The organism is Janthinobacterium sp. GW823-FHT01H08, assembly GCF_058797855.1.
Window position 1 is genome coordinate 2,506,522 of record NZ_CM179504.1, and the last position, 13,421, is coordinate 2,519,942.

At 62.3% G+C, this 13,421-nt stretch carries 12 protein-coding genes and 1 tRNA gene; 10 read left to right on the plus strand and 3 right to left on the minus strand.

Features of this window, described 5'->3' with window-relative positions; genetic code table 11:
- The first annotated feature begins 249 nt into the window (after positions 1-249).
- From cysS to AC3RCG_RS11260, 7 genes are all read left to right on the plus strand, one after another.
- Positions 250-1,647 (plus strand): cysteine--tRNA ligase, encoded by a 1,398-nt coding sequence (gene cysS / locus AC3RCG_RS11230; protein WP_492405636.1) that lies wholly within the window; start codon positions 250-252, stop codon positions 1,645-1,647.
- On the plus strand, positions 1,647-2,360 hold the full coding sequence (locus AC3RCG_RS11235; protein ID WP_070221359.1) for a DNA-3-methyladenine glycosylase family protein: 714 nt from the start codon (positions 1,647-1,649) through the stop codon (positions 2,358-2,360). The genes cysS and AC3RCG_RS11235 overlap by 1 nt, the downstream gene beginning before the upstream one ends.
- Before the next feature lie 54 nt (positions 2,361-2,414).
- Positions 2,415-3,389, plus strand: a complete 975-nt coding sequence (locus AC3RCG_RS11240; protein WP_034784047.1) for an acetyl-CoA carboxylase carboxyltransferase subunit alpha — start codon at positions 2,415-2,417, stop codon at positions 3,387-3,389.
- A gap of 176 nt (positions 3,390-3,565) precedes the next feature.
- A complete protein-coding gene (gene tilS / locus AC3RCG_RS11245) occupies positions 3,566-4,984 on the plus strand; it encodes a tRNA lysidine(34) synthetase TilS (RefSeq protein ID WP_492405638.1) in 1,419 nt (472 codons plus the stop codon).
- Between the two features lie 196 nt (positions 4,985-5,180).
- Complete coding sequence (locus tag AC3RCG_RS11250; protein WP_070221317.1) at positions 5,181-6,428, plus strand: aspartate kinase; 1,248 nt, start codon at positions 5,181-5,183, stop codon at positions 6,426-6,428.
- Positions 6,429-6,538: 110 nt separating this feature from the next.
- Positions 6,539-6,631: transfer RNA gene (locus AC3RCG_RS11255), tRNA-Ser, on the plus strand.
- A 378-nt stretch (positions 6,632-7,009) separates the two neighbouring features.
- Positions 7,010-8,614, plus strand: a complete 1,605-nt coding sequence (locus tag AC3RCG_RS11260; RefSeq protein WP_492405640.1) for a methyl-accepting chemotaxis protein — start codon at positions 7,010-7,012, stop codon at positions 8,612-8,614.
- A 57-nt stretch (positions 8,615-8,671) separates the two neighbouring features.
- Here AC3RCG_RS11260 and AC3RCG_RS11265 read toward each other — a convergent pair whose 3' ends face one another.
- Genes AC3RCG_RS11265 through AC3RCG_RS11275 form a run of 3 tightly spaced genes read right to left on the minus strand, consistent with a single transcriptional unit; the run spans position 8,672 to position 10,822 of the window.
- A complete protein-coding gene (locus AC3RCG_RS11265; RefSeq protein ID WP_492405642.1) occupies positions 8,672-9,784 on the minus strand; it encodes a hypothetical protein in 1,113 nt (370 codons plus the stop codon).
- Positions 9,781-9,942 (minus strand): hypothetical protein, encoded by a 162-nt coding sequence (locus tag AC3RCG_RS11270; protein ID WP_492405644.1) that lies wholly within the window; start codon positions 9,940-9,942, stop codon positions 9,781-9,783. The genes AC3RCG_RS11265 and AC3RCG_RS11270 overlap by 4 nt, the downstream gene beginning before the upstream one ends.
- A 16-nt stretch (positions 9,943-9,958) precedes the next feature.
- A complete protein-coding gene (locus AC3RCG_RS11275; protein WP_492405646.1) occupies positions 9,959-10,822 on the minus strand; it encodes a PoNe immunity protein domain-containing protein in 864 nt (287 codons plus the stop codon).
- A 278-nt stretch (positions 10,823-11,100) separates the two neighbouring features.
- Here AC3RCG_RS11275 and AC3RCG_RS11280 point away from each other — a divergent pair, with 278 nt between their 5' ends.
- From AC3RCG_RS11280 to AC3RCG_RS11290, 3 genes are all read left to right on the plus strand, one after another.
- The gene (locus tag AC3RCG_RS11280; RefSeq protein WP_070289815.1) at positions 11,101-11,706 is read left to right on the plus strand and encodes a hypothetical protein; all 606 of its coding nucleotides are present in this window, start codon (positions 11,101-11,103) and stop codon (positions 11,704-11,706) included.
- A gap of 133 nt (positions 11,707-11,839) precedes the next feature.
- Positions 11,840-12,520, plus strand: a complete 681-nt coding sequence (locus tag AC3RCG_RS11285; RefSeq protein ID WP_492405653.1) for a DUF2325 domain-containing protein — start codon at positions 11,840-11,842, stop codon at positions 12,518-12,520.
- 70 nt (positions 12,521-12,590) lie between these two features.
- A complete protein-coding gene (locus tag AC3RCG_RS11290; protein ID WP_492405648.1) occupies positions 12,591-13,415 on the plus strand; it encodes a TlpA family protein disulfide reductase in 825 nt (274 codons plus the stop codon).
- The last annotated feature ends 6 nt before the right edge of the window (positions 13,416-13,421 follow it).

A 13,421-nucleotide genomic window follows, 5' to 3' on the forward strand; every position in this document is an offset into this window, starting at 1 on the left:
AAACTTGCTTTAATTGTAAAGAACTGAAAATTCGGTTGAACATCGTAAAAACCTGATTCATATCGGGCCAGTATGGTTTTTATCAATGTTATACTTGACCGCTAACGCCCCAATTCTAACAAACAAGAACAACAATATAGCGGGTCGACAGTTTTCGGCGCACACGGCAGTTCAGTGGCGCGGCACCCCCGGTGTCCGCGCCTGTCTGTCGTTTTGCCAGGCTGGCGGCCGCTTCACTTGCAAAGTACGATGAGCAATCTAAAGATTTACAACACCCTGGCGCGCGAGAAGCAGGTATTCGTCCCGATGGAAGCGGGCAAGGTACGCATGTACGTCTGCGGCATGACCATCTACGATTATTGCCATATTGGCCATGCGCGCATGATGATGGCCTTCGACGTCATCTACCGCTGGCTGAAGGCGTCCGGTTTCGACGTCACCTATGTGCGCAACATTACGGACATCGACGACAAGATCATCCGCCGCGCCGTGGAAAACGGCGAGACGATTTCCCAGCTGACGACGCGCTTCACCCAGTACATGGATGAAGACACGGCCGCGCTGGGCATTTTGACGCCCGACCACACGCCGCGCGCCACCGAGTACGTGCCGCAGATGCTGCGCCTGATCGAGCAGCTCGAAGCGAAGGACCTGGCCTACCAGGGGGCCGACGGCGACGTCAATTACGCCGTGCGCAATTTCCCCCACTACGGCAAGCTGTCGGGCAAGTCGCTCGACGACCTGCGCGCGGGCGAGCGTGTCGACGTCAACACGGGCAAGCGCGATCCGCTCGACTTCGTGCTGTGGAAGTCGTCGAAGGAGTCCGAGCCGGAAGAAGTCAAATGGGATTCGAAGTGGGGCAAGGGCCGCCCGGGCTGGCATATAGAGTGCTCGGCCATGTCCTGCGCCTTGCTCGGTGAACAATTCGACATCCATGGCGGCGGCGCGGACCTGCAATTCCCGCACCACGAAAACGAGATCGCCCAATCCGAAGGCGCGTTCGGCCACACCAGCGTCAATTACTGGATACATAACGGCTTCGTGCGCCTGGACAATGAAAAAATGTCCAAGTCGCTCGGTAACTTCTTCACCATCCGCGAAGTGCTGCAAAAGTTCGATGCCGAAGTGATCCGCTTCTTCATCCTGCGCGCGCACTACCGCAGCCCCCTGAATTACTCGGACGTGCACCTCGATGATGCGCGCCTGTCGCTGACGCGCCTGTACACGGCGCTGGCCGACATGGCGGTGGAAGAGGGCGCCATCGACTGGAACGAAGCGCATGCCGTGCGCGTGCGCGAAGCGATGGACGACGATTTCAATACGCCGCTGGCCGTGGCTGCCCTGTTCGACCTGGCAACGGAAGTCAACAAGAGCAAATCGCCCGCCCTGGCGCGTCAATTGAAAGGCCTGGCGGGCGTGTTCGGCTTGCTCGAGCGCACGCCGCAGCAATTCCTGCAAGCGACCGTCGGCGCCGCCGCCGGCGGCGTCGATGAGGCGGCCGGCATCGAAGCGGCCATCGCGGCGCGCAGTGCGGCGAAAAAGGCGCGCGACTTTGCCCAGTCCGACAAGATCCGCGCCGAATTGCTGGCGGCGGGCATCATTCTTGAAGACAAGCCTGACGGCTCGACCAACTGGCGCCGCGCATGATGGCGACGTCCAGGGAAAACGGGGAAGCGCCAGTAATCGCTGCGCAGGTGATCCAGGTGCCGCATTACTGGGAAGAGGCGAAGATCGAGCTGATGAAGCGCGACCGCATCATGAAAAAACTCATCCCGCAATTTGGCGACCTGCACCTGGTCGGCCATAGCGACCCGTTTACCACCCTGGCCCGTTCGCTGGTGGGGCAGCAGATCACGCCCAAGGCGGCCGATGCCGCCTGGAAAAAGCTGCTGCTGGCTTGCCCGAAATGCACGCCTTCGCAAGTATTGAAGGCTGGCGCCGAGCAATTGTCCGCCTGCGGTTTGTCCAAACGCAAGACCGAATACATCCTCGACCTGGCCGACCATTTCAAGGCCAAGCGCGTGCACGCGAGCCAGTGGGACCAGATGGATGACGAAGCCGTCATCGCCGAACTGGTGCAGATCCGCGGCATCGGCCGCTGGACAGCCGAGATGTTTCTGATATTTAATCTGCTCCGGCCGAATGTCTTGCCGCTCGACGACCCCGGTCTGATCCAGGGTATCAGCGTCAATTACTTCTCCGGCGAACCCGTTTCCCGCAGCGATGCGCGCGAAGTTTCTGCCAATTGGGAACCGTGGCGCACCGTGGCGACGTGGTATTTGTGGCGCAGTCTCGACCCTGCAGCCGCCCCTGCCGCATCCGATACAGCCCCCGGCGCACCAGCCGGTACGGTAAAATAAACATAGATGACGCCGCGCGCCCTGGCGCCGTGGCCGGTAAAACCTGGAGGTACAATGACTAAAACGACTTTCCTCAATTTTGAACAGCCGATCGCGGAACTCGATTCCAAGATCGAAGAGTTGCGCTTCGTGCAAGACGATTCGGCCGTCGACATCTCGGAAGAGATCGACCGCCTGGCCAAGAAGAGCCAGCAGCTGACCAAGGATATCTACGCCAAGCTGACCCCTTGGCAAGTGGCGCAGATCGCGCGCCACCCGCAACGCCCCTACACCATGGATTACGTGAATGAAATCTTTACCGATTTCCACGAATTGCATGGCGACCGCAGCTACGCGGACGATCTGTCCGTCGTCGGCGGCCTGGCCCGCTTCAACGGCCAGCCGTGCATGGTCATCGGCCACCAGAAGGGCCGCGACACGAAAGAGCGCGCCATGCGCAATTTCGGCATGCCGAAACCGGAAGGCTACCGCAAGGCCATGCGTCTGATGAAAGTGGCGGAAAAGTTCAACCTGCCCATCTTCACCTTCGTCGACACGCCAGGCGCCTTCCCCGGCATCGACGCGGAAGAGCGCGGCCAGTCGGAAGCCATCGGCCACAACCTGTATGTGATGGCCGAACTGAAAGTGCCGCTGATCGCCACCATCATCGGTGAAGGCGGTTCCGGCGGCGCGCTGGCCATTGCCGTGGGCGATGCCGTGCTGATGCTGCAATACTCGACCTACGCAGTGATCTCGCCGGAAGGCTGCGCCTCGATCCTGTGGAAGAGCGCCGAGCGCGCCTCCGACGCGGCCGAAGCGCTGGGCCTGACTGCCCACCGCCTGAAAGCGATGGGCCTGATCGACAAGATCATCAACGAACCGCTGGGCGGCGCCCACCGCGATCCGAAGCAGATGGCCACCTTGCTAAAACGCGCACTGGCCGACACCCTGCGCCAGTTCCAGGGCATGAAAACCAAGGACCTGCTGGCCGCGCGCCACGAAAAACTGCTGAGCTACGGCAAGTTCAAGGAAACCACGCCGAGCGAGTAAGCCAGCGCAAGTCGGCGTAGGTCGACGTGGGTCGACGTAGGTCGGCGTAGGTCGGCTTAGCGCAGCGTAAGCCGACAAGACGTAATCCGACAAAATATCAAGAGTTACCAGGGACAGTCCGCTAAACGACACCATCCGTTTAGCCGCCTGTCCCTCTTTGCATTCCCGGAGTCCGAATGAAAAAGCAACAAACCGCCACCGTGCCCGACATCTTCGCCCGCGCACTGGACGCCTGCGCACCTGCACCCGGCAGCACCGTCGGCATCGCCCTGAGCGGCGGCCTCGATTCCGCGGCCCTGCTGCACCTGGCGCATGCCTGGGCGCAAGAGCAGGGCGTGTCCCTGCACGCGTTTCACGTGCACCATGGCCTGAGCCCGAACGCGGATGCCTGGCTGGCCCACTGCGCGCAGGCGTGTGCCGGCATGGGTATCGCCTTCGAGGCACGCAAGGTCACCCTGGAAAAGAATGCGAAGACGGGCACGGAAGAGGCGGCCCGCAAGCGCCGTTACGCGGCCCTGGGTGAATTGTGCGCCGCGCACGGCGTGCGCCTGCTGTTGACTGCCCACCACCAGGACGACCAGGCGGAAACGGTGCTGCTGCAGCTGCTGCGTGGCTCCGGCACGGCAGGCCTGTCCGGTATGGATGGCGCCAACAGCGCGCCCGAGCTGCTGGGCAATCCGGACCTGGTGATGGCGCGCCCGCTGCTTTCCGTGTCGCGCAAACAACTCGAAGCGTATGTGGCGAAGCATGCGATCGCGCACATCCACGACGAGTCGAACGACGATCCCCGCTTTGCCCGCAATGCCCTGCGGCACCAGGTGATGCCCGTGCTGGCGCAGGCCTTTCCCGGTTTCCAGGAACGCTTCGCCCGCAGCGCCCAGCACGCGCAATCGGCGCAGCGCCTGCTGACGGAGCTGGCGACGCAGGATCTGGCGGCGTGCCTCGATGGCGACTGCATCGAACTGGCGAAATTGCGCGCGCTGAGCGCGGACCGTTGCTACAACCTGCTGCGCCACTGGTTCGGCACGCGCGGCTTGCGCATGCCGTCGACGGCATGGCTGGCGGAAATGCTGGCGCAACTGCTGGAAGCGCGGCCCGATGCGCAACTGCTGGTCACGCACCCCGAATGCCACGTGCGGCGCCACCGCGACCGTTTATATCTGACGCCGAAGCTCGATGATCTGGCCGGCATGCGCGAGCGTGACGACGCCGGTATTCCCGGCCTGGAAAAGGCCGGCCAGCAATTTACGTGGCAGGGCGAAGCGAGTCTGGCCTTTCCCGCGTATGGCGGCGTGCTGCATTTCGACGCGGTGGAAGAGGGCGGCCAGGGTATTGATATTGCCTGGCTGCAAGCACAGACACTGACCATCGATTTTCGCCAGGGGGGCGAGCGCCTGAAGCTGGCCCTGAACCGTCCCACCAAGAGCTTGAAATACCATTACCAGGCGTTCGACGTGCCCGCCTGGGAGCGCGAACGCCTGCCGCTTGTCTGTGCGGCGCAACAATTGCTGTACGCGGCCGGTATCGGCCTCGACTGCCATTGTCTGAGTCTGCTGGACCGTCCTCGCGTGACCTTGCGCTGGCTCTCCTGCTGAGCGCAGGGGCAGCCTCCACGGCCACTCCCGGGGCGGTCGCCAGGTGGCTGCTCCAGCCGGCTGGACTGCATGGATTGGTTATTTCCATATGTACAATCGGTATGAGCTAATGCGCTTTTTAGCTTGTTATTTTGCATTGCGGCATGTAGAGTAAAGCCCTCCTTTTTTATTCTTCTTGAGCGGAAACTTCACTCTTATGGCTTTAATCGTCCACAAATATGGCGGTACGTCGATGGGCTCGACTGACCGTATCAAGAATGTCGCCAAGCGCGTTGCCAAGTGGCACGACGCCGGGCATCAAATCGTGGTGGTGCCATCCGCCATGTCGGGCGAAACCAACCGCCTGATTGGACTGGCCAAGGAAATCATGGATCAACCCGATCCCCGTGAACTTGACATGATCGCCTCGACAGGCGAACAGGTGTCCGTCGGCCTATTGTCGATGGCACTGCTGGCGATCGGCAAACAAGCCGTATCCTATGCTGGCTGGCAAGTCGCGATCAAGACCGATTCCGCCTTTACCAAGGCACGCATCCAGTCGATCGATGACGAAAAAGTCAAACGCGACCTCGATGCGGGCAAGATCGTCATCATTACCGGTTTCCAGGGCGTCGACGAACACGACAACATCGCGACCCTGGGCCGCGGCGGTTCCGATACGTCGGCCGTGGCGATCGCCGCCGCCATGAAGGCGTCCGAATGCCTGATCTTCACGGACGTCGACGGCGTCTACACGACCGACCCGCGCGTGGTCTCCGAGGCGCGCCGCCTGAAGACCATCACCTTTGAAGAAATGCTGGAACTGGCTTCGCTGGGCTCCAAAGTGCTGCAAACGCGTTCGGTGGAATTTGCCGGCAACTACCGCGTTCCCACGCGCGTGCTGTCGTCGCTGACCGACCCGATGTTGCCGCTGGAAATAGAAGCCAATTCAGGCACCCTGATTTCGTTTGAGGAAGATACAAACATGGAACAAGCAGTCATCTCCGGCATCGCCTTCAACCGCGATGAAGCCAAAATCACCGTGCTCGGCGTGCCCGACCGTCCAGGCGTGGCCTACCACATCCTGGGACCGGTGGCGGACGCGAATATCGAAGTCGACATGATCATACAGAATCAGTCGGTCGACGGTAAAACGGACTTCACCTTCACCGTCTCGCGCGGCGAATACACGCGCGCGCTGGCCGTGCTGGAAGCGAACCGCGAAGCACTGGGCGCGGCCAGCATCACGGGCGACGCGAAAGTGTCGAAACTGTCCGTCGTCGGCGTGGGCATGCGCAGCCACGTGGGCGTCGCATCGCAAATGTTCCGTACCTTGTCGGAAGAGGGCATCAACATCATGATGATCTCCACTTCCGAGATCAAGATCTCCGTGCTGATCGATGAAAAGTACATGGAACTGGCCGTGCGCGCGCTGCATAAAGCGTTCGAGCTGGAAAAAGCTTAAATATCCAAAAATATTGCCCCACGCCCTTGACCAAAGGGGGGGCAATCGATATTATGACGTTCGTCGCTGCAGCGCAGTTAGCTACAGAGACATAGTTGAGTAATCAGCTAGGAGACGTGGCCGAGTGGCCGAAGGCACATCCCTGCTAAGGATGCATACGGCTTATACCTGTATCGTGGGTTCGAATCCCACCGTCTCCGCCAGAATCAAATAAAAAAGCCTCCCCTGCGGGAGGCTTTTTTATTTGTCTGGACGGAACGGTGGGATTCGAAGACGGAGCGCCCTGAAGGGCGCGCAGGCTCTCCGAATCGCCCATCTGCCGCGCCCGCGCGGCCCCGTTGGCCGCTGCGCGGCCAACGCCGTCCCCTCATCTCAGGCAGTAGCGGCCAGCGCCTGCGCCGGCCTCTGCGGGCGCCTGCGCCAGCCTTTGCTCAGCAAGAGATTCTTTTTCACCGCATTCAGCCCAATCCCCTTAAAAAGTTGCATAATCCACAAATGCCGCGCAGAAATTTCATACTGGCCAGCGCGGCCTATGCCGGCGGCATTGACGGCATGGTCCGGATAAACGAGGGGGTACGCACATGCAGCTGCTTCGCCAAGTCAAACTGTCGCGCCGGCTGGCCTTGTTGGTCGCCATCTTTTCGCTGGGCCTGATCGTGTATGGCGGCTGGTCGCTGCGCGTGTTGCACGAACTGAAGGTCAACGGTCCCGTATATCACCGCATCGTACAGGGCAAGGACCTGGTGGCCGACGTGCTGCCGCCGCCGGAATACATCCTCGAATCGTATCTGGTCGCCTTCCAGCTGATGGCGTCCGAAGACAGAAGCGCGCAAGACAAGCTGGTCGAACGCCTGAAAACCTTGAAGGCCGAGTACGACACGCGCCATCAGTTCTGGCGTACCCAGGATCTCGATCACGATATCGCCGAAGCCCTGCTGACGCAGGCGCATGCCCCTGCCGTGGCATTCTATGAGACGGCATTCACGCGCTTCATCCCGGCGCTGCAGGGGCAGGACAAGGCGGGCGTCGCCACTGCCATGGCGGCCATGGCCGCCAGCTACGACAACCATCTGGCGGCCATCAACCGCGTGGTCGACATGACCAGCAAGCGCTCGGCCGCGTTCGAGACCGAATCGGCCGACAAGGCACGCTCGGCAACCGTGCTGCTGGCGGGCTTGCTGCTGGCATCACTGGGCGTCAGCATCGCCGGCGCCGTGCTGATCAGCCGCAGCATTACCGGCCCCTTGCAGGAGGCGCTGCGTGCCGCGCAGAGGGTGGCGGCCGGCGACTTGAGCAATCGTGTCGACAAGCGTTTTTCCGACGAGCCTGGTCAATTGCTGCAGGCCCTCGAAGCGATGAATGGCAGCCTGTCGCACACCGTGGGCCAGGTGCGCAGCAGCACGCAAAGCATCACTATTGCTTCGCGCGAAATCGCGGCCGGCAATTTCGATCTGTCGTCGCGCACGGAGGCGCAAGCCAGTTCGCTGGAAGAAACGGCTTCCGCGATGAAGGAGCTGACCAGCACGGTAAAGCAGAATGCCGACAATGCGCGGCAGGCGAATCAGCTGGTGGTGTCGGCGTCGGAATTTGCCGTGCAGGGCGGACAGGTGGTCGGGCGCGTGGTCGATACCATGGGCGCCATCAATGCCAGCTCGCGCAAGATCGTCGATATCGTCGACGTGATCGACAGTATCGCTTTCCAGACGAATATCCTGGCCTTGAACGCAGCGGTAGAGGCTGCCAGGGCGGGCGAGCAGGGACGCGGCTTCGCCGTCGTCGCCAGCGAAGTGCGCAGCCTGGCGCAACGTTCGGCCAGTGCCGCGCGCGAAATCAAGGCCATGATCGGCGATTCGGTCGAGCGCGTCGACGCGGGCAGCAAGCTGGTGGACGAGGCGGGCGCCACGATGGACAAGATCGTGGCATCCGTGAAGCAGGTGGTCGACTTGATGAGCGAAATCGCCGCCGCCAGCCAGGAGCAGAGCCTGGGCATCGAACAGGTCAACCAGGCCATCACGCAGATGGACGAGGTCACGCAACAGAATGCCGCCCTGGTCGAGGAAGCGGCGGCCGCTGCCGGCAGCCTGGAAGAGCAGGCGGCCAACCTGGTGCGGGAAGTGGGCGTGTTCAAGCTCGATGCGGGCGCCGCTGCCAGCGCGCTGGCGGCGCCCGCGCATCCGGGCCGCTGACAGGCTGGCTGGCGGTCAGGACGCCGTTCGGCTTGGCGTTTCCTGGACGTGGCTGCGCTATGGCGCGCGCGCCGCTGCCGTGGCTTGCTTGTCGCACGTTGCCAAGGTACCTGTGCATGCGGAAAACGTTTCCAGATAGGTGATGGTTTTCTCGTACTCGTCGATCAGGTAGCGCAGCTGATATGCCATCTCGACAGATTCGCCCGTGCCTTTGTCCCGCAGCCTGTACATATCTTTCAAGAAGCGTTTTCTTCGCGCCAGTTCCGCAGCCAGGCGCGCCTTGCGCTCGGCGGCCGGTGGCAGCGGATACGGCTTGCCATTGATGGATTTGACGCCCTCGGGCGTCAGATCCAGGTCCTTGCCGGGGGCGTGAAATTCCACGCCCATTGTTCCATCCGCCTGCACCAGTATCAGCAGTTCGTCGGCGTCGCTGTTGGCTGGCAAGGTCACGGCCAGCACTTCAGGCTTGCCCTTGGGCAGCCAGCGATATTCGAGCTTGACCTGCAACGGCGCTGCGGCCTGCGCCGGCAGGTAGAAGCAGCAGCTGGCGGCGCTGCTCATGTAAGGACTCAGTGGATCGGTATCGACAGCGTTGTCGGGATCGCCGACGGAACTGATGCCCACCTGTATCATGCGCGGACTGTAGTTCAAGGTACTGACCGATACCTTGCGCTCACCGGCGCCGGGCGTGTACGCGTGCAAGCCCCGCTCACCGCGCTCGTTGCCGCCCGCAAGCAGGGGCCGGTGGAACAGGGGGGTAATGCCGAAGCTCGCGATACTGCTGATATAGCCGGTATCGGACGGGCCGACGCGCGAGTCGCTGTTGCCCGGCGTGTGGTAGAGGTAGCCGATCTCGTCCAGCGATAGCGCGCTGACCATGCGGTCTTGCTGAAACAGTGGCGGTGACGCGTAGCTGTCGCCGTTGCCCATGACTTTGGCGTAGATGGGGCCCGTCCATGGACCATGGCCGCCAAAGCGCGCGAGTACCACGTACTCGCCCAGCAGCGATTTTACTTTCAGGACATCCTTGGTCTCGCCAGTGACGGGGTCGTTGATGGCGTAAATGCCCGGAAAGGGATCGGTGGCGACAGACGACTGCTTGGGCAGGGCGAAGCAGAGTCCGGCAGCCACGGTGACGGCGGTGGCGATGCTGGCGCTGGCAGCTTTCATGCGCCGGGACCTTTCCCTTGCCTTCTGCAGAACGCCACCAGGTCGGCTGGATAGAGGGGCGTGCCGCGATAGCCGCTGTCATCGATATCGAGCACGCGGGTGATGGCGGCCGCTTCCCTGCGCCGGGCCCAAAAATCCCGTTCGTTCAGCGTCTGCATCCTTGCCCCTTGCTGATTATGGTTGCGGCCATGTAACTTCGCTGGTGTAGCGGCCTTCCTTGCGTAGCCGTCGCGCATAGTCGACCAGATCCCTGGGGTACACCAGATGCGCGGCCTGGCTATCTTCCAGGTCGAGCAGGAAAACCGTCGCCCCCGCTTCGAATGCCCAGTAGCCGTAGTAGCCGGCATAGCCTTCCTCGCTGATATTGAGATGCTCGTTGTACCAGCGCGGATGATGTCGCATGGCCGGATACCACTGTTTCAGGTATTTCTGGAGCAGGGCCAAGGTAGCGTCCTCATCCTCCTCATAGAACACTTGCAGCAGGGTGTCATAGGGCCTGGCGATGATGCAGGCGTCGAGTGCTTGTCCATCCTCCACATACCCGTCGATCAATTGCTCGAACAGGCCATCGCGGCCACGGTGGCTGCGCAGCACGTGGATGATGCGCAGCACCGAACGGTGATCGCGCAGCAGGATGGCAATGCTGAGCAGTTGCAAGGTGTCCTCATAGTCGGACAGGACGTAAAACTCTGGTGCTCCCTCATATTCGTAGGGCCCAAACTCTGGAAACTCAAGCGCCGCATCCTGCTGATAGAGTTGATCGACCGCATTCCATTCTTCAAACTTATCCACGATGCCCGCGATGCGCGGCGCCAAGGCCTCGATGGACTCGCCCGCCGTATAGTCGAGCATCCAGATCCAGAGTTCTTCTAAATACAAAAAATGATGGACGGAAGCATTTTCCTGCGCTGAGTCGGCGACCTTTTTGTTTTCCAGTCCTCCTGCAATCAGCGCAAATTGATTGCTGCGCGTTTTGACATACAGTTCTTCATCCAGAAATTGCTGGCGGCGCCGCTCAGTGAATGGACGATTGTTCATCTTGTCTGGCTGCCGTCGTGATCGACGCGTAAGGAAGATGCGTTTACATGGAAAAATGCGGACATTGCCTGGGACTCCGTGTGATGAGGGAAACGTACTGGCAGTTGATGTAATGACTTGTTTGCAAGATTACATACTAGAAATAGTGATTCAACAAGCGCGATTCAATTGAATCGTGTGCCAGAAAGAAATATTCAAAATAGCTACCATGAGCGACTCGATGGCGTGCCGCAGGTATTTTTCGGCCGTCATCGTCTTTTACGTGAACCGGAGCAAGCATGAGCAAGATCAAATACGCGGCCGCAGCGGCCTTATGGGCCAGCCTGTCGCCCGCCATGGCGGCGTCCACCCCGGCCGCACCACCATTCCTCGATGTGCTCGCCTATCAGTACGCCAATTGCGTCAAACCTGCCTACCATCAGGCCGACCTGTTGGTACAGGACGGGGCGGGGCGCTACCAGATCGACGTCAAGGGGGAGGCCTACACGGTCGAACTGCAGGAACGCATGGGCTTTTCGCTGCAGGCGGGCACAGGCGGTCCCGTGGCGGCCGTCGTCAAGCTGGACCGGCCGCCACAGGGACAGTTCGCGGAGCAGGCGCGCTGGCGCGAGCGCTGGCTGCGCGACGTGGCCGAGCGCAGCGGCGTGGCGCTGGACGAGCGGGCGCTTGCGGGCGGCGCGCGCCTGCTGGCCGTCAACAAGGGTGAGATCAAGGGGAACTATGTGGGGCAGTCGCTGCTGATCGATCCGGCACGGCAGTTGTTCATCGATATCGCGTGGCCGAACACGCTGGATATCTATCGCGGCCCCGATGCCCTGCGGCAGGTGCGGCAAGTGCAGGACGATGTCTGGAAACGCATGCTGTCCTGCCCGCCGGCCGCGTGAAGCCGGTCGCCTTCGCATATCCCTGCTGCGTGCACGTGCATACACAAATAATAATGATTCTCATTTATAATTCAGCGCTATGGGGATGCAATGGGCTGGCGCCATAGCGCCACGGGTGGTGAAGGAGGGCATGATGGGCAGTGTGTATGGCAACGAGGACGCGATCGCGCACGAGCATCGCGTACTGATGGGCGAATATGGGCGGGCGCAGGCGCGTTGCAGTGCGCAGCTGGCGGCGCAGGCGGCCCGCATCACGCAGCTGGAGTCGGAATTGATGCGCGCGCGGGCGCAGGTGGTGATCCGCGATTCCAGGCTGGCGCTGGCGCGCGATGAACTGGCCGAACTGGCGGCCAGCGTGCCGGGCTTGCCGACGCGAGCCCGGCTGGCCCGCCGGGTCGAGTGGCTCAGCGAGCGCGTGCAGGACCTGATGCGCGAGCTGCTGCGCCTGCAGTGGCTGCCGGCGCCATCCTTGCAGGCCGACGTGCGCGAAAAAGCCGTGCTGTATGTGGGCACTTATTCAAGTCTGGCGCCGGGACAGCACGCGGCTGGCGCCAACGTGGCGCAGCTGGCCATCGAGCAGGCCGGCGGGCGCTTCCTGCATCACGCTGGCGGCGATGACGGCGCCGACGACGCGGCGGCGCTGGAAGCCGGTCTGGTGGCGGCCGACCTGGTGATTTGCCAGACGGGCTGCGTCAGCCACGATGCCTACTGGCGCGTGCATGACCATTGCAAGCGCACGGGCAAGCAGTGCGTGCTGGTGGACCAGCCGCAAGCCATGCATTTCGTGCGCAAGGAAGCGCTGGCCGATTTTTGATGCCGGATTAACGCCTGCTTAATCCGCATGGGGCAGAATGGCCACCCATTCGATGTCATAGCGAGCGCCCATGCTGTCCCTGCAAATCGGTCCCCTGGCCCTGCCCACGGGCCTGGTCCTGTTGTTCGTTTCCCTGTGCGTCGCCTACGGCGCGGCGTGGTGGCTGCGGAAGCACCGCCGGCTGCCGGACGCCGGCCCCCTCGTTTCCGACATGCTGATCGCCGGCCTGCTGGGGGCGCGCGTGGCGTTCGTGCTGCGCTGGCACGAACAGTATCTGGCCGCGCCCGCGTCCATCCTCAATATCCGCGACGGCGGCTTCCTGGCGCCGGCTGGCATCGCGGCCGCGCTGGCCATCGCCGCGTGGCGCTGCCGGCGTCCCGCCATGGCGCTCATGCGCCGGCCGCTGGCCATCAGCGTGGCCTGCGGTGCGCTGGCCTGGGGCGTGTCGAGCGCAGGGCTGGGGCTGGCGTACGACAAGCCGGCGGCCTTGCCGGCCGTGGCCCTGCATGCGCTCGACGGCACCTCCACCAGCCTGGCGGCGCTGGCCGGTGGCAAGCCCATGGTGGTCAACTTGTGGGCCAGCTGGTGCCCGCCATGCCGGCGCGAGATGCCCGTGCTGGCCGCCGCACAGCAGGCGCGCGCCGATATCGTCTTCGTGTACGCGAACCAGCGCGAGGATGCGACCGCCGCCATCGCTTTCCTGGACAGGAGCGGCGCGACCCTGCGCAATGTGGTGCTCGACGACGAGGCGGCGCTGGGCAAGGCGGCCGGTTCCTCGGCCCTGCCCACCACCCTGTTTTATGACGCGCAGGGGCGGCTGGCCGACACCCACCTGGGCGAATTGTCCGACGCTTCGCTGGCCAGCAAGCTGCAGAAGATCGCACCCGTTCCCTGAGGCGGG

Excerpts from the sequence above, each read along its gene's own strand:
- cysS (WP_492405636.1), top strand. The coding sequence starts at position 250 with ATGAGCAATCTAAAGATTTACAACACCCTGGCGCGCGAGAAGCAGGTA.
- AC3RCG_RS11235 (WP_070221359.1), top strand. The coding sequence starts at position 1,647 with ATGGCGACGTCCAGGGAAAACGGGGAAGCGCCAGTAATCGCTGCGCAG.
- AC3RCG_RS11240 (WP_034784047.1), top strand. The coding sequence starts at position 2,415 with ATGACTAAAACGACTTTCCTCAATTTTGAACAGCCGATCGCGGAACTC.
- tilS (WP_492405638.1), top strand. The coding sequence starts at position 3,566 with ATGAAAAAGCAACAAACCGCCACCGTGCCCGACATCTTCGCCCGCGCA.
- AC3RCG_RS11250 (WP_070221317.1), top strand. The coding sequence starts at position 5,181 with ATGGCTTTAATCGTCCACAAATATGGCGGTACGTCGATGGGCTCGACT.
- AC3RCG_RS11260 (WP_492405640.1), top strand. The coding sequence starts at position 7,010 with ATGCAGCTGCTTCGCCAAGTCAAACTGTCGCGCCGGCTGGCCTTGTTG.
- AC3RCG_RS11265 (WP_492405642.1), bottom strand. The coding sequence starts at position 9,784 with ATGAAAGCTGCCAGCGCCAGCATCGCCACCGCCGTCACCGTGGCTGCC.
- AC3RCG_RS11270 (WP_492405644.1), bottom strand. The coding sequence starts at position 9,942 with ATGCAGACGCTGAACGAACGGGATTTTTGGGCCCGGCGCAGGGAAGCG.
- AC3RCG_RS11275 (WP_492405646.1), bottom strand. The coding sequence starts at position 10,822 with ATGAACAATCGTCCATTCACTGAGCGGCGCCGCCAGCAATTTCTGGAT.
- AC3RCG_RS11280 (WP_070289815.1), top strand. The coding sequence starts at position 11,101 with ATGAGCAAGATCAAATACGCGGCCGCAGCGGCCTTATGGGCCAGCCTG.
- AC3RCG_RS11285 (WP_492405653.1), top strand. The coding sequence starts at position 11,840 with ATGGGCAGTGTGTATGGCAACGAGGACGCGATCGCGCACGAGCATCGC.
- AC3RCG_RS11290 (WP_492405648.1), top strand. The coding sequence starts at position 12,591 with ATGCTGTCCCTGCAAATCGGTCCCCTGGCCCTGCCCACGGGCCTGGTC.